General features: G+C 35.5%; 16 protein-coding genes. 7 read left to right on the top strand and 9 right to left on the bottom strand.

The genetic code is table 11. The annotated features are described in order from the left end of the window. Positions 1 to 123: 123 nt before the first annotated feature. Positions 124 to 1281 (bottom strand): chromate efflux transporter, encoded by a 1158-nt coding sequence (gene chrA, locus WAX74_RS11995; protein WP_336497907.1) that lies wholly within the window; start codon positions 1279 to 1281, stop codon positions 124 to 126. Between the two features lie 231 nt (positions 1282 to 1512). Between chrA and WAX74_RS11990 the strand changes: the two genes are divergently transcribed. Both WAX74_RS11990 and WAX74_RS11985 read left to right on the top strand, forming a co-directional pair. Beyond that, positions 1513 to 2835 carry a hemolysin family protein gene (locus tag WAX74_RS11990; RefSeq protein WP_336497906.1) on the top strand — a complete coding sequence of 441 codons (1323 nt, stop codon included), beginning with the start codon at positions 1513 to 1515 and terminating at the stop codon, positions 2833 to 2835. A 96-nt stretch (positions 2836 to 2931) separates the two neighbouring features. Continuing rightward, positions 2932 to 3804 carry a cation diffusion facilitator family transporter gene (locus WAX74_RS11985; protein ID WP_336497905.1) on the top strand — a complete coding sequence of 291 codons (873 nt, stop codon included), beginning with the start codon at positions 2932 to 2934 and terminating at the stop codon, positions 3802 to 3804. Between the two features lie 68 nt (positions 3805 to 3872). Here WAX74_RS11985 and WAX74_RS11980 read toward each other — a convergent pair whose 3' ends face one another. The 4 genes from WAX74_RS11980 to WAX74_RS11965 all read right to left on the bottom strand — a co-directional run bounded on the left by WAX74_RS11980 (position 3873) and on the right by WAX74_RS11965 (position 9711). Beyond that, positions 3873 to 4520: a response regulator transcription factor gene (locus WAX74_RS11980; protein WP_336497904.1), complete on the bottom strand. Its 648-nt coding sequence runs from the start codon at positions 4518 to 4520 to the stop codon at positions 3873 to 3875. A gap of 12 nt (positions 4521 to 4532) precedes the next feature. Beyond that, a complete protein-coding gene (locus WAX74_RS11975; RefSeq protein WP_336497903.1) occupies positions 4533 to 5648 on the bottom strand; it encodes a GAF domain-containing sensor histidine kinase in 1116 nt (371 codons plus the stop codon). Positions 5649 to 6431: 783 nt separating this feature from the next. Next, on the bottom strand, positions 6432 to 8150 hold the full coding sequence (locus WAX74_RS11970; protein ID WP_336497902.1) for a phospho-sugar mutase: 1719 nt from the start codon (positions 8148 to 8150) through the stop codon (positions 6432 to 6434). 19 nt (positions 8151 to 8169) lie between these two features. Further along, entirely contained in the window at positions 8170 to 9711 is a 1542-nt protein-coding gene (locus WAX74_RS11965; RefSeq protein WP_336497901.1) for a GNAT family N-acetyltransferase, read from the bottom strand. 130 nt (positions 9712 to 9841) lie between these two features. Here WAX74_RS11965 and WAX74_RS11960 point away from each other — a divergent pair, with 130 nt between their 5' ends. From WAX74_RS11960 to WAX74_RS11945, 4 genes are all read left to right on the top strand, one after another. Further along, a complete protein-coding gene (locus WAX74_RS11960; RefSeq protein ID WP_336497900.1) occupies positions 9842 to 10267 on the top strand; it encodes a disulfide oxidoreductase in 426 nt (141 codons plus the stop codon). Positions 10268 to 10269: 2 nt separating this feature from the next. Continuing rightward, positions 10270 to 10740: a thioredoxin family protein gene (locus WAX74_RS11955; protein WP_336497899.1), complete on the top strand. Its 471-nt coding sequence runs from the start codon at positions 10270 to 10272 to the stop codon at positions 10738 to 10740. Positions 10741 to 10794: 54 nt separating this feature from the next. Then, positions 10795 to 11643: an RluA family pseudouridine synthase gene (locus WAX74_RS11950; protein ID WP_336497898.1), complete on the top strand. Its 849-nt coding sequence runs from the start codon at positions 10795 to 10797 to the stop codon at positions 11641 to 11643. Positions 11644 to 11988: 345 nt separating this feature from the next. Further along, positions 11989 to 12516, top strand: coding sequence for a hypothetical protein (locus WAX74_RS11945; protein ID WP_336497897.1), 528 nt, complete (start codon positions 11989 to 11991; stop codon positions 12514 to 12516). 422 nt (positions 12517 to 12938) lie between these two features. Here WAX74_RS11945 and WAX74_RS11940 read toward each other — a convergent pair whose 3' ends face one another. The 4 genes from WAX74_RS11940 to WAX74_RS11925 all read right to left on the bottom strand — a co-directional run bounded on the left by WAX74_RS11940 (position 12939) and on the right by WAX74_RS11925 (position 15869). Next, the gene (locus tag WAX74_RS11940) at positions 12939 to 13280 is read right to left on the bottom strand and encodes a n-acetylglutamate synthase (protein WP_336497896.1); all 342 of its coding nucleotides are present in this window, start codon (positions 13278 to 13280) and stop codon (positions 12939 to 12941) included. Positions 13281 to 13866: 586 nt separating this feature from the next. Further along, positions 13867 to 15114 (bottom strand): DUF4153 domain-containing protein, encoded by a 1248-nt coding sequence (locus WAX74_RS11935; protein ID WP_336497895.1) that lies wholly within the window; start codon positions 15112 to 15114, stop codon positions 13867 to 13869. A gap of 45 nt (positions 15115 to 15159) precedes the next feature. Beyond that, entirely contained in the window at positions 15160 to 15375 is a 216-nt protein-coding gene (locus tag WAX74_RS11930) for a helix-turn-helix domain-containing protein (RefSeq protein ID WP_017153334.1), read from the bottom strand. A gap of 11 nt (positions 15376 to 15386) precedes the next feature. Next, on the bottom strand, positions 15387 to 15869 hold the full coding sequence (locus tag WAX74_RS11925; RefSeq protein WP_336497894.1) for a DUF2975 domain-containing protein: 483 nt from the start codon (positions 15867 to 15869) through the stop codon (positions 15387 to 15389). 331 nt (positions 15870 to 16200) lie between these two features. On the opposite strand from WAX74_RS11925, the gene WAX74_RS21010 reads away from it, so the two are divergent. After that, the coding region (locus WAX74_RS21010) for a transposase (RefSeq protein ID WP_413788965.1) at positions 16201 to 16347 on the top strand (147 nt) is incomplete at its 3' end.

Below are 16347 nucleotides of genomic sequence, written 5' to 3'. Positions count from 1 at the left end.
ATTGTTATTTATATCAATCAAACGAATCATCTTTCATACCTCCATTTCCAATTTATTTAGTGTCCCTTAACATTAGCATATGAAAATTTCCAATGTCAACACTTTTCTAAAAAAAGCGACTAATTAAATTATATGCATAAGTGCTCCAAGAATTGCACTTACTATTACTACGTAAATTGGTGGCCATTTATACACAGTCAGCAACGTAAAAGTATTAAGAACGATAACAAAATCCATCGTGTTATTCACTGCACTTGTAAATACAGGATCATATAATGCAGCGAGAAGAATACCAATTACTGCCGCGTTTACTCCTTTTAAAGCAGCCTGGATTCCTCTTTTAGAACGAATAACTGTCCAAAAAGGCAAGGTACCTATCACTAATAAAAAAGAAGGTAAAAACATTGCAAAGATCGCTATGAATGCACCAGGCATTCCTGCAGTAATCTGCCCTAAATACCCTGCTAATGTAAAAAGTGGTCCAGGAACAGCTTGAGCCGCCCCATACCCTGCAAGGAAAACATCTGGTGAAATCTCCACTTCTCGTTGAAGCATTGGTAGAACCACGTGCCCTCCACCGAAAACGATGGAACCAACTCGATAATACGTATCAAACATAGAATAATAAACAGAGTTAAAAAATGGTTTTAATACAGGTAATAAAACCAATAAGATAAAAAATATAGTCCAACTTATAATTCCTGTCTTTTTACCAAAAGTAAGTGAAATTTCAGGAGCATTCTCCACTTCCTCATTTTTATATAAAAAATATCCAAAAACCCCTGCTGCAATGATTATACAAATTTGACCGATAGCCGTAGGAATAAGTAAAGTCGATATGGCACAAGCTATTGCAATAGAAATTCTTAAACGATCTGGTGCAAGTGACTTTTGCATCCCTAAAAGAGCATGAGCAACTACTGCTACCGCTACAATTTTCAATCCCTGTATCCATCCACTATCAAAAGAACCTGTTGAGGATACAAACAAGGCAAATATCATTAGAAGAATGACTGAAGGCATAGTAAATCCTAACCAAGAAATGATACCGCCTGCTATGCCTCCACGAAGTAATCCAATAGAAATCCCTACTTGAGAGGAAGCTGGTCCAGGTAAAAACTGACATAACGCCACAATGTCGGCGTATAATTTGTCATCCAACCATTTTCGTTTTTGCACATACTCTTCACGAAAATATCCTATATGTGCAGATGGCCCCCCAAATGATGTCAATCCAAGTTTTGTAGATGCTATTAAAATATCGATATATGTATTTTTCAATGAGTATCCCCCATTCTATCTTTCTTTCATTATCTTATAAACTCTGCTCATTGAATGATAAGTTTATGTTAATTTTTATAAGTAAAAACGTATAAGTTTAATCAATCTAAGCAGAAAGATTTGTAATTTACATGACATTATTTTATTATTAAAACTATAAACTATTTTTTAGAAAACAGGAGGTGTACACTTTGTTCTACCCCTCATTTGGGTTAGGGGCAAAGTAATTATTTGGACATAGCCATACGATTGACAGCATTTGCTGTCTTAATCGCATTCACTGCATTTTTCGTTGCAAGTGAATTTGCAATAGTAAAAGTAAGATCGACAAGAATTGATCAGCTCGTTGCTGAGGGAAACAAGAATGCGTTAAATGCGAAAAAATTAGTGTCTAATTTGGATGAATATTTATCTGCTTGTCAACTCGGAATCACGATAACAGCTTTAGGATTAGGATGGCTTGGAGAACCGACAATAGAAGCTATATTACATCCTGCATTTAATTATTTTGAACTTCCAGAAAGTGTTTCTTCTTTACTTTCATTTGTTATTGCATTCTCCCTTGTAACATATATACACGTAGTAGTAGGGGAATTAACTCCAAAAACTTTTGCTATTCAAAGAGCAGAAGCAATAACCCTTGCAGTTGCAAAACCGCTAATTATATTTGATAAGCTAATGTATCCGGTTATTCATGGTATGAATGGATCAGCACGATTCTTAGCTACAAAAGTATTCGGTTTAGATGCTGTTTCTGAATCAGAAGTTGCCCATTCAGAGGAAGAACTTCGTATGATTCTTTCCGAAAGTTTTAAGGGCGGAGAAATTAACCAAGCAGAATATAAATATGTGAATAAAATTTTTGAATTTGATGATCGTATCGCTAAAGAAATTATGGTCCCACGGACTGAGATTATTTCGATTGATAAAGATTTAACGTTAAATGAAGTATTTGAGTTAATTGGAGTAGAGCAATATACACGATATCCAGTAACAGATGGTGACAAGGACCATATTATCGGACTTGTGAATATGAAAAACTTATTAACCGCATATATTAAAAATCCTGAAAATGCCACAACTCCAGTAAGTGATTATATGCAGCCCATTATTCGTGTCATTGAAACAATGCCAATTGCGGATCTGCTACTTAAAATTCAGCGAGAACGAATTCATATGGCGATTTTAATGGACGAATACGGTGGTACTTCTGGGCTTGTTACAATAGAAGATATAATTGAAGAAATTGTCGGAGATATTCGCGACGAATTCGATACGGATGAACTTCCAGAAGTTCAAAAAATCGGAGAAAACCATTATATTGTTGATGCTAAAATGTTGATTGAAAATGTCAATGACTTACTTTCAATTGATATTGATGAGGAGGATATCGACACAATTGGTGGTTGGTTTATGTCGAAAAGCTTTGATGCCGTTAAAGGCGAAAAAATATTTGAACAAGGTTTTGAATTTATGATAAAAGATATTGACGGACACCATATTCAATATTTAGAAAAAAAAAACACCGCAACTTCAAAAAAAAAAAAATATTAAATAAAAAAACTCTTAAAAACAAAAAAAAAATACACACGACTCTCCCAAAAGAGAGTCGTTTTCATATGCCTAAAAATGTTGAAAAGAGGAAACACTTTGGAATTATACACAAACTTACGCGAAGGGGAAAAAGGCGCTTGGGTTAGTATTTGTATTTATTTTGTATTAAGTGCATTTAAACTAATTGTCGGTTTCCTAGGTTCTTCCGAGGCTTTAAAAGCGGATGGACTAAATAACTTTACGGATATCATTGCCTCTATCGCAATACTAATCGGGCTTAGAATCTCTCAAAAACCACCGGATGATCATCACCAATATGGTCATTTGCGTGCAGAAACAATAGCATCCTTAGTTGCCGCCTTCATTATGGCTGCAATAGGTATTCAAGTTATACTTCAAGCAATTCAACATCTGGCAAACCCAGTGGAAGAAATTCCTTCAACATTAACTGCGATTGTAGGTTTTATCAGTGCAGTGGTCATGTATATTGTCTATAGATACAATTTAAAATTAGGAACACGTATAAATAGTGCTGCCCTTAAAGCAGCAGCGTATGATAATCGCTCGGATGCATTAGTAAGTATAGGAGCTACAATAGGTATAGTTGGATCCATTTTGGGTTTTCCTATACTAGATGGCATAACAGCTTTCATAGTAGGGATTATTATCATCTATACCGCGTATACTATTTTTCATGAAGCAGCTTATACACTCTCGGATGGTTTTAATGTGGATGAAGCAGAAGCTCTTTCAGCAGTTGTAAAACTTGTGAACGGAGTTAAAACATTAAAAAGTTGTAAAGGAAGAATGCATGGCAATTTAATGTTTGTTGATTTAACAGTTACAGTCGATCCCAATCTCAACGTTGTGGACAGCCATCGAATTACAGAAGAGATTGAGCAACGCATTATGAAAGTAAAACCATTCTCCGTCGTTCTTGTACATATAGAACCTCATTTTGAAGAGTAATTAATGGATTGAGCGAATCCCAAATTTTCATTTAAAAGAGACGATGTATCCTAGGATACATCGTCTCTTTAGTGTCCACTCGGCTCTGTCAGTCCGTGTTTCACTGCATACAATGCAGCCTGTGTTCGATCCTGAACATGAAGCTTCGCAAAAATATTGGAAATATGAGTTTTTACTGTTTTTTCCGTAACAAACAACGAAGAAGCAATTTCTCGATTGCTCTTTCCCTTTGTTAGCTCCGACAACACGTCTTGTTCCCTTGGCGTTAAAGGATGTTCTTCATGTGGACTTATTTCGGATGGCTCGTTTTCTCTTTCTAACTGAGTCGTTGCTTCCGGATGTATTGTATGTTCCCCACGCATTAATTTTCGGATAGCTTCTGCCAAATCATCTGGTTCAATATCTTTTAATTGATATCCTGCTGCTCCTGCTTTTAATGCTGGAATCACATGATCTCTATCAGAAAAACTTGTAAGCATTAAAATTTGGATATTCGGATATTTTTCCTTAATTCGCTTAGTTGCTTGAATACCATCCATTTCTGGCATCACGAGGTCCATTAGTATAACATCGGGCTTTAAAGAAGTTGTTAACTCCACTGCTTCTCTTCCATTCGTTGCTTCTCCGATGATATCCATATCCTTTTGCGTCTTTAAAAAGAACATTAAGCCTCTTCTCACAACATGATGGTCATCTGCAATCAATATTCGTATCATGTAAATTCCCTCCTAATAAGGTAAACGTACTAAAATTTCTGTACCTTTATTCCATTCTGTCACCCAATCTACTGTTCCTCCAACAGATCGTGCTCGATCCCTCATGCTTTGTAAGCCAATCGAAGGTAAATTCTTCAATTCATTCATATGAAAACCTCGACCTTCATCTTTAACAACTAATAAAATATCCGTAGTGGTAACCGTTAAATAGAGCTCCGCCTTTAATACACCCGAATGCTTCCGAATATTGTTGAGCGCTTCCTGAGCAATTCGAAACAAAGTCTCTTCAATAGTCGCTGGCAAATTAACAACCCCTTTTACTTTGACAGTAAGTGTTAATCCTAAAATATCCCCATACCCTTTTAAGCCCTCAATAATGCCAGACTCTAAGCCCTTGGGACGCAGCTGCCATATAAGTGCTCGCATTTCGGTTAAAGCATCCTGTGTTAAATATTGAATTTCTTTAAACGTTTCTTTAATTTCTTGTTGTTCGGTCATTTCAACTCCGCCACGTGCTGTCAACGTCACCGAAAAAAGTAATTGGTTTACCGAATCATGTAAATCACGTGCTAGTCGATTTCTTTCCTGTACTAATGCAACTTGTTGCTCCTGTTTAGTTAAATAAATTCGCTTAATCGCCGAGCCAATTTGAAAGGCAACTGATTCAAGAAGTGCGAGTTCCTCATCTTCAAAAAAAATGGTATTGGGTGTCGCTACATTTAGAAGTCCAAATCGCTCTTGGCCTGATTGTAGTGGAACCGTTGCATGATGTGTTATACCACCGTGGTCTTTACTGTTCATTTTTCTTGCGTTAACGATTCGTTTACATTCGATAATATTAGAAGCTTTGTTTAAATCACCATTTTGAAATCTAGTAACACACCAGCATCCGCCTTTTTGCAAATGTCTGCAATCATTTTCCTGAAGAGCTCTTGGCAATTTTTCATGTGCAATAAGCTGTTGCTGACCTTTTTTATTAATAAAAAATATCCATCCTGTTTCAAAAATGGTTCCTTCTAAAAGTTTTTGGAGTGCTCCTTGCAGCATCTGTTCCATTTCTGTTTCTTCATTTAAAAACTCTGCTATTTCCTTTAATAATTCTATGTTTGAGAGTTCATTGGATTGCATGTAAACTCCTCCGTATTCCATAATTTCCTATTCCCATCTTATCATTTTATGTTCCATGATTGTAAAATCTAGTTATCATACTTTTGACTGAAACAAATGGTATTATAATAAGAAAAAAATTTGAGTATATAATTTTATCGGATTAAGAGTGAAGACTAAAGGCAGTTGTCTAAAAGGTCTCATTCATTATTTAGTCTATAGACTTTACTAAATAATGCCGTCCAATAAATAAGAAAATCGTTGAAACGGCTCCCTTTCCGCGGGCGTTGCCTTAGCCTCCTAGGCCAACACGATGTTGGTCATGCAATCGTTGCCGCAGGAGTGTCGCCTTATTTAACGATTTTCAAAAAATACTAATTGAAAAAATTTAAGTGATAAAAATTTGCTCAATTAATGGCATGATGGTTTTCTAATGGAAAAGCGAATAATAGTTGATTGGAGTGGAAGGTGGCGACTCCAGCCGGAATAGCATGAGCTGAAGACCCTGGACTGAACGTAGTGAAGGAAGCGGCTGAAGCCATGGCGGCGGAAAGCGTCCACCTGGAACGGAAATCAACTGGGCCCAGACAAAAAGCGATTAAGTGAATGAAATGTCGTTCACTTAATCGCTAAGGGATTCCTTGAAGAGTTTTTCAGTGCCCTCATCGTAGCGACGAAGCGGCTCGGCGCTCGCCCGTGGAAAGCGAGCGGTAAGCTTCGGAAAACCTGAACTATCTATATAAAAATAAATTCGAGTTTGTCTACAGTCTAAATCCGATATATAATTTACTCGGATTTTCTCAATTAGTTCAAGTACGTATTCATTTTTGTAGTAAATGCTTGTTTTACCGCTTCTAATTTTTCAAGGCTTTCAGATTCAGACGCGCTTGTCACACCAAAATAATACTTTATCTTCGGCTCAGTTCCACTCGGTCTAACACATACCCAAGAACCATCCGCAAGAAAATATTTGATCACATTTGATTTTGGTAATAACAATTGCTCGGCTTCTCTACCGTCCGCAAATGTTCGTAAAGAAGTAAAATAATCCTCTTGGGATAGGACTGCTATTCCAGCCACTTCATTTAAAGTCTTTAATCGAATTTGTTCTAGTAAATTTTTAATAGCATTTGCCCCACTAACACCTTTTTTTGTGACAGATACTAGACCTTCCAAATAATAACCATGTCTATCATATAATGTGTGTAAAAGATCAACTAAGGTCATCCCTTGTGCCTTATAGTAAGCAGCTGCTTCAACTATAGCTAAAACACTTTGGACGGCGTCCTTATCTCTCGCAAAACTCTTTACTAAATATCCATAGCTTTCTTCGTAACCAAATAGAAACTCGAATTGTTTAGTTTCTTCATATTGTTTAATTTTCTCACCAATAAATTTAAAGCCTGTTAACACATCTTCCGAACTTGCCCCATGATATTCTGCAATAACACGTCCAAAGTCTGAAGTTACAATTGTTTTAAAGACACGTCCATTCGCAGGCATTTCGCCTTTTTCTTTTCTTTGCGTTAACAAATATTCTATTAATATAGCTCCGGTTTGATTGCCCGTTAATAGCTTATACCCTCCGCCAGTTCTTACTGCAAGTCCAACCCTATCTCCATCCGGATCTACAGCTATTAAAATATCTGCATTGAATTTGTTGCCATACTGAATGGCATATTCAAAAGCACTCTGTTCTTCTGGATTTGGGGAATTTAATGTAGGGAACTCACCGTTTGGCTCCATTTGTTCTTCTACATAATGGATATTCCGGTAGCCTACTTCGTTTAATATCCTCTCCACTGTTTTACCGGATGCACCATGAAGAGGTGTAAATACTACCTGTAAATTCGAATTGGGTGCAATTGTTGGATTTTCTTGAACTGTTTTTAATTCATTTATATATGCTAAGTCTATTTCTTCACCTAATTGTACAATCAGGTTTTCATTAAAAGATTTTTGTTTTATTTGAAGTGCATCTCCAGCTTGATTAACATAAGTAATTACAGCATCTGCATCACTTAAGTTTAGCTGTGCCCCATCTTCCCCGTATACTTTGTATCCATTATATTCAGGTGGATTATGACTAGCCGTAATAACAATTCCCATAAATGCTTGTAGCTTGCGAACAGAATACGAAAGCTGAGGAGTCGTTCTAGGCTCACTATATAAATAAGCTTTTATGCCATTGGAAGCTAATGTATTAGCTGTTTCCTTTGCAAATTCTGGAGAATATCTACGGCTATCATAAGCAATAACAACTCCACGATTCATCGCATCTGATCCAGCAGCTTTTATATATTCAGCAAGACCTGTAGTAGCCTTGCGAATCGTATATGTATTCATACGATTCGTCCCGGCTCCAATTTCTCCTCGCATTCCACCAGTACCAAATTCTAAGTCACGGTAAAAAGCATCTTCCATTCGTTTATCATCTTTAATTAGTAGCTGAAGATCTTCTTTCCAAATAGATTCTATTTCAGAATAGTTATTCCATTGATCAAATAATTGTTTATAGGACATATTTCGAAACTCCCATTCCTCATTTTTTATAGTCAACTCCATAGACGTCATGACGACGGTCTTTCAAATGTTTTACCGTACCATCTTGTCTTTGACGTCTCAATATTTCTAAATCAACATCTCCTATTAAGACCATTTCTACATTTGGTTCTGTTTCTCCTACAATTCCGTCTCTTGCAAATTCAAAATCAGAAGGTGCAAAAATAGCCGACTGGGCATACTGGATATCCATATTTTCTGTTTGAGGTAAGTTTCCTACAGTACCTGAGATTACAGTATAAATTTGATTTTCCACTGCACGAGCTTGCGCACAATATCTAACACGTAAATATCCTTGTCGATCTTCTGTACAAAACGGAGCAAAAATAATATTTGCACCCATATCAGTCGCGATCCTAGCAAGCTCTGGGAATTCAATATCGTAACAAATTTGAATGGCAATTTTACCACAATCAGTATCAAATACTTGTACAGTATCCCCTGAACTAATACCCCACCATTTCCGTTCATTCGGCGTAATGTGGATTTTATATTGTTTATCGATTGCGCCGTCTCTGTGGAATAAATACGCAATATTATAGATTTCCTCATTTTCTTCCTCTACAAAATGAGATCCAGCAATAATATTAATATTGTAGCGAACAGATAAATCCGCAAATAATTCCATATACTGCGGTGTATATTCAGTTAACTTGCGAACGGCCTGGCTAGGTGAAGGCTCGTCTAAAATTGACATTAATTGTGTTGTGAATATTTCTGGAAATACAACAAAATCCGACTGTGCATCGGAGGCTACATCCACAAAGTACTCGCATTGATGTGCAAACTCTTCAAAGGAATTAATTTTACGCATCATATATTGTACCGCACAAATACGTACTGGGTAGCTCGTTTTAAAATGTCTCTTGGACAAAGGAATATAATCTACATTATTCCATTCCATCAACGTAGCGTATTTTGCAGAAGCCCGATCATCAGGAAGATAATTAGGATTAATACGCATAAGCGTAAATCCGTTCATTAACTGAAATGTTAGGACTGGGTCATATATTTTATGTCGTGATACTGCTGTAACGTATTCTCTTGGTGACATTTCATTAGCGTGTTTATGATAATTTGGAATCCGTCCACCAATAATAATGGACTTTAAATTGAACTGTCTCGCAACGTCTTTTCGGCCTTCATATAACCTCTGGCCTACCTTCATTCTACGATAATCCGGATGCACCATCACTTCAATTCCATATAAGTTATATCCGTCTGGATTATGATTCGTTATATATCCTGAATCTGTAACGTCTGACCAGGAATGGCGATCATCATACTCATCGAAGTTTATAATTAAACTGGAGCAAGATCCAATTACTTTTCCGTCGAGTTCTGCTACCAATTGGCCTTCCGGAAAGATAGTTAGATGACTACGTAAATGTGCAACATCCCATGGTTCCATTCCAGGGAAACAAAGGCGTGAGATTTCTAATATGGAATCTATATCTGAAAAAGACATTTGTCTTATAATCATACTTTTTTCAAACTGGGATAAATCGAATTCTTCTGACATTCTATTCGCTCCTCTTTTAATAACTATTTTATATTATAGCTCTCTTTCTTAATCAGATAAAATAATTTACATAGCTTAAAAGAACCCTTATACTTTGATTTGAGTTCAAAGTAATTTAAAGGAGCATCCTATGACAAAAAAAATTGAAAATATCTTGTTATTTATGTGGTCAGTGGCATTGACTGCTACAATTGGTTCCTTATATTTTTCTGAAGTCAGGGGGTACGAGCCCTGTGAACTATGTTGGTATCAACGTATTCTCATGTATCCACTAGTCCTTATCTTAGGTGTTGCTTACGCGCAAAAAAATGCAAAAATAGCACTTACTTCTCTCATTTTCTCAATAATCGGTGGCTGTATATCAGCATATCACTATAGCATCCAAAAATTAAGTTTTATGCAAGAGTCCGCTCCTGCTTGTGGTAGAGTACCTTGTACTGGTCAGTATATTAATTATTTTGGATTTATTACAATTCCATTTTTAGCACTTATTGCATTTATATTAATCGCAATTAGTAGTATTTTAATTTTGAGAAGTTTAAAGGAGGAAAAATAAGTATGAAGAAATTAGCCATTTTCGGTGGAATCATCGTCGTAGTATTCGCTTTGATAATCGTATTAACAAACCAAGCAAACAAATCTAAATTAGCAGATAGTCCTTATGATAAAAAGGATTTAAATCAGTCCACAATCGATTTAATCGATGATGAAAATTACCAAAATATTATTAATCCAGATGAGTTAGAAGCAAAAATTAAAAGTGGTGAACCTGTAACAGCTTATTTCTTCAGTCCAGAATGTGTACACTGTCAAGAAATGACACCAAGATTAACCCCACTTGCGGATGAAAATGGTGTGGAAATCGTAAAGTATAATATCCTTGAATATGAACAAGGTTGGGATAACTATCAGATCAGAGCCACTCCAACACTAGTTTATTTTGACGGTGGAAAAGAAGTTCAGCGTGTAGAAGGTGCTGTACCAAATGAAGACATTCAAGCATTCTTCGATCAAGTAGTATTAAAATAACATGAAAGGTCATGTCCCACCAGGCATGACCTTTTTTTAAAAGGAGAAATAATAATGAATCATACATTTAGTTATGTAGTTATGGAAGATGGATTAACAATTGAAACAATTTTACAGCAAAAATGGAAACTTGGGAAAAAGCTTATTCATGATCTACGCATGCAAAAGGCAGTTAGTGATATAAATGGAGAGCTTCTGCAATGGAAGGCAACTCTTCAAAAAGGAGACATCCTAGTTTTCAAATGGGAGGGTGAAGCTTCGAACTATCTTCTTTCAGAACAAATCCCTCTTTATGTTGCATATGAAGATGACTATTTACTAATTGCATCTAAACCTCGTGGAATGGCAACTCATCCAAATGAAGCAGGACAAAACCATACATTCATGAATACGGTGCAAAACTATTTATCTAACAAGGGGCAAAGTTATGGTGAACATGTCCATCGAATAGATGAAGGGACAAAAGGTTTAGTCGTTATAGCGAAAAATCCAATTGTAAAAGGCATGCTAGATCGAATGCTTGAAAACAAAGAAATTGTTCGCACATATGAAGCATTAGTGGAGGGCCAAGTGAAAAATAACCATGGTACGATTCGAGCAGCAATCGGAAGCGATCGTCATCATCCAACAAGAAGACGTGTTTCACCCTCCGGCCAACTTGCAATTACCCACTATGAAGTTGTTGGTAGACATCCTAATTTCACGAAAGTACAAGCAATATTAGAAACAGGACGCACTCACCAAATTCGTGTGCATTTTGCTCATATAGGCCATCCAATCGTTGGAGATGATTTATACGGAGCAAAAAAAACTCCTACTAAAACTTATGAACTTCATGCATTCAAAGTACAATTCGTTCATCCAATTACGGGAGAAATGATTGTTGTAGAGGATAAAAGATAATGAAAGATTGCCAACTTAATGGTTGATAAACCAAGTATCGGATAATGCATCCGATACTTTTTGTATTTGTAGGAATTTATAATCAGATTCTTCTTCATTTATTTGGGTATAGAAGATAATAGTGTACTTTATTTATTATTTGGCTTAGATAGATTTCATTGTGATATTGAAAGATATGAGTTCATCCTGCAGAGGTTCATACGTAGCGTGCGGCATTTTTACTCTCTACGGTACCGAAACACTAATGTTCAAAATAATAAATAGTAGAGCTTATTATTCAAAGGAAGTGTTAAAATCTTTGGTTTATCAGATTTACTTTCATTAATAATTTCAGCATTTATCATTTTGCCCGTTGTAGCATTTTTGAGAGAAACTGGTTACTTAATTTTTAGTGAAATTTTTGGAGCTCAAAATCCTAGGCTAACCATTGGTTCCGGCCCTCGGGTATTTAAAATAGGAATTTTTGATTTACGAAAATATTATCATCTTTATAGTTGGTTTTCATATGATGCAATTAGAAGAAATAACAAGTTTGCCTATATTTGCATTTATGCTGGACCGATTCTAATTAATCTTATCTTGGCACTAATTATTAATGCCTTATTAGCAAATGATTTCTTACAGGAACACAAAACATTTTGGAATCGATTTATTTTTTATGTTTTTTATTATGTACTATTCGATGTCATACCTATGAAAACAATAAATGGTATGCCTAATAATGGAATGATTATTTATCAAATGATACGATATGGAAAACGAACCGATCACAATGAGGAGCCATTTATTCCTTCAACTACAGATGTAGAAGAACAATATCAAAAGTCTATGAGAAAGATAGAAGAGCAAATAGAAAAAGAGAAACGAAATTAGTAAAAACAATACCTCTCCAAATAAAGAGAGGTACTCAGATTGAAGGTAGTTGGATAATTGGCAGGTAGCATTTTTAACTAGGCAGCGTCCGCTCGACTCTTAGTGAGTATGTGCCCCGTTGATTTCCATTCCAGGCGGACGCTTCCCGCCGGCATGGCTTTATCCGCTTCCATTGCTCCTGCGCAATCTTGTCACTAAGCCTGGAAAGCCAAGTTTCTAAATTTGAAAATTGGCTACTTTGTGAAGAAATGCACTTAAACTAACCTACTTCGTTAGTGAAATAAAAAAATAGAGCTACCTAAGCAACTTCATCATCTTTCACTAAAGCACCCTTTAAGAATACTTCTGTTCATTACAATTGATTTTAACTGATCCAAATTATTCGATTAAAAAAACAATCAATATCAAGGAATAACTTTTTGTTAGATTACTTCCTCAATTGTAGACTTCCCTTCGGTATGTTCACTATCAAGCCATTTCCAATTCTCATGTAGTCTGATTCTACCGTCTGGAAGAGTTTCGGGAGTTGAATCACATTGTCCTCCCCTAATCTCATTTCTTATATTGACATGGTTATATCTAAAATTCAAACAACCATTATCCTTCACTATACCAATTAGAGTACCTTTTACAATTTCGCCACCATCATACGTAGCAGAAAGAATATTACCTTCTTGTTTGTAATCAAAAAAAGTCTTTGAAGAAACCTCTCCGTTCTCAGTGTTAGCAATTGAAACAAATCTTTTGCCATTGTAATTTATCATAATTATTCCTCCTATGAATTCAGAATATTGATAATATATTATCCTACACTTGAATTAACTTCAATCATTTTTTACCATTAGAGAAATAAGTTTAACAGTCTATTATTTCAGTAACCTGCTTCGTTAATTTAAGTGTAACACTTCACAATAGATTTCTGAGATTTACTTGATGCTATGGAAAAAAATAGACCATCGAAATGATGGTCATATTAACTAAAGCACCCCCCTTAGCCATCCATGAAGCGCAAAATCAGCGCTTCACCACAGAGAATGAAAGTCTTCTTCAACTAGCGCCCTCTTTATTGTAAGTACATCTTTTCACATTTAATCCAAATCAAACTCAAAACATGCAAGTTTAGCTTATCAAATAAGTTTTTATGAAGTTCTTTTTCGCTTGGCGCATGAAACTGGACATATTTAAAGAATCCAGTTGCAACAATATAATATGTCTTCTAGTTTGTTTTTTATCTTTAGTAATGAAAATAAGCCGATATTATGCAACTCTGTATAAAAAGCTGCATAATATCGGCTGTAAAGATTTTATACATTATAGAAGATTAGCTTTTCGTTACATTAACGAGCCTTTCTAATTAAAAATTATAGGAAAAGTAAATGTAACGAAAGCTGCCCAAAGTCCGTAGACCGGCAAATACTTAGTAACGGCATCTTGGATAGTTGAAGGTCCGGATTTGTTTTGTAGAAAACGCATATAGGAGAGCATAATCCAAATTAGATTTGCCCAGATAAGTATGTTTACTCCTAGAACAGCAAGTCTATTAGGGGTAATCCCATAAGAAGAAAGTCTGAACACGATGGCTGACAAAGCCACACTGTCAATGATAAGCGCAAGAACAATTAAGGCAAAATTTATATAATCTGAAATGTTCTTTTTCTCGTCTGAGTCGCTCTCGATAATGGAAAATATGGTAACGGCCAATACACCAAGGAGTATTCCGTTGAAGGCTATCAGGAAATTGCGGTCCAAGAATGGATTTTTTCCGACCCATATAACAGTTATAAGATAGACCAACAATGTGACCAGGACAAGAGGACTAAAAATTTTAGCTATATATGGTGTAATATTCTTAGCAAGCTTAAGATTCGTTGATACCAAGTATGCAGCCACAATAGCGAGAGCAGCAGCACCAAATAAAACGACATTACTAAAATAGAAGTCTTCTATATCCAAGCCAACAAAGCTAAATAACTGCATGGTTAATGCTGCTAGTACCATTCCGCTAACTGCCATACTGGCGTAAAGGATACAATATTCCAAATTAAATTTAATATAGGCTAATCTTGTACTGCCTTTTGAATATTCATTTCCTGTAAATGCAAGCCCTAACAATACCCATAAGAAGATGGGAAGGTGTAAATAAGCAAGGATAATACTGTCTTTATAATTTAATGGCAGCATATTAAGATAAAACCCGGAAATTAGGAACAACGCTGTAATGGAATAAATAACACTTTTTTTCGGAGTATTATTGTAAACAAAATAAGCAGCAATAAATGGAATTATACCAAAAGCCAGATTAATTGGAGCAATTGCTTCCTGTTCGACAAAATGGAAAATGATCCTGGTGCTTATCCCGGCCAGAATGGCTAAAATGCCCATGAATAAGAAACCTTTTTGAAGCAAGGAAGATTTTTCTGTATTTGCCGTCTCCTTGAAATGCAATCTTTCATACCAAACACTAAGAACCTGAGAATCAGGATTTTGTTCCCATGCGTGTAAGAATGACTTTTTAAAAGCTTTCGGGTCTTTTCTATACATTCTCTCCAGCTCATGAGGGTTAGCGATATTTTCAATAATCAAATTGTTAATGTCCATAGTTATACCTCCCCTAATTATTATTTTAAGTTTCCTCCACAATGTTTAACTGTCTTCGTCACTTTTGTATTCTAAAATATCTCCAGGCTGACATTCTAAAGCCTTACAAATTGCCTCTAAAGTGGATAATCGAATCGCTTTTGCCTTTCCATTTTTCAATATAGAAAGGTTCGCCATTGTTATTCCAACCTTCTCCGAAAGTTCTGTTACGCTCATCTTCCTTTTTGCTAACATCACATCAATATTGATTATAATTGCCATTGTTATTCACCTCAGACTGTTAAATCATTTTCTGATTTGATATTAATTGCTTCTTGTAAAAGTTTTTGGAGAACAGCCGCAAAGACTGCGATAACCATCGAAGCAAAAGGAACAACCAATCCCACAAAGATAACTCCTGGTGCATCGTCTACTTCAGCAAAGATATAGAAGAGCGGCCAAACTAGCACATGCAAAATACTGATTGTGATTGCACAGTATTTGATTTTCTTTAAAGCTTTTACAGATAAGTCGGAGAAAGCTTTATTTTTGTCAATATAGCGTAAGAGTTTGAAAGCCTGATACAAAGCAAAGTAAAAAGGTATCACCGATGTATCAAAAGCGATGTAAACGAGATATTTAATATAAACAAACTCTGGAAGCAATTTTGCTGCAAGATCCGCCATCTCAGGCACCAAAAAGATGCACAGAGCAAGAACTGGGACTCCTAAAAGAATAACAGCTATTTTTAAAAATAACGTTGTTACTTTTTCCATAAAAAGCACCTCACTTATTTATTCTGATTTTTATTTTAATGCAAATTTTATCGATTTACAATAAATTTTTATTAATTTAAGAAATATTTTTATTGTAGTTTTTTCTTTTAAGCAAAAACAAAAAGCATTCCTCATTCAAAGAAATGCTCTATAACTTTAAACCATTAAATTTATAACTTGTACAGCTAACGTGCACCGTTAATTTAAGTGTCACATTTCACAATGCATTTCTGAGATCTACTAGATGTTTTAGATAAAAAAATAGACCATCGAAATGGGTGCTGCGCCCCAAAAGTTAGAGTAATAAATCTAACCTTTGGGGTGTTTTTATATGGCGAAATATAGCCAAGTTTTTAAATTAAAGATTGTTCAAGAGTATTTAAAAGGACACCTGGGATACTTATTATTAGCACAAAAACATGGTATTCCATCTTCAACGCCAATCAAACATTGGGTTAGGGCTTATAAAGCTTTTGGA

Source organism: Psychrobacillus mangrovi (assembly GCF_037104765.1).
GTDB lineage: Bacteria > Bacillota > Bacilli > Bacillales_A > Planococcaceae > Psychrobacillus > Psychrobacillus mangrovi.
This window is presented reverse-complemented; position numbering and strand designations above follow the sequence as displayed.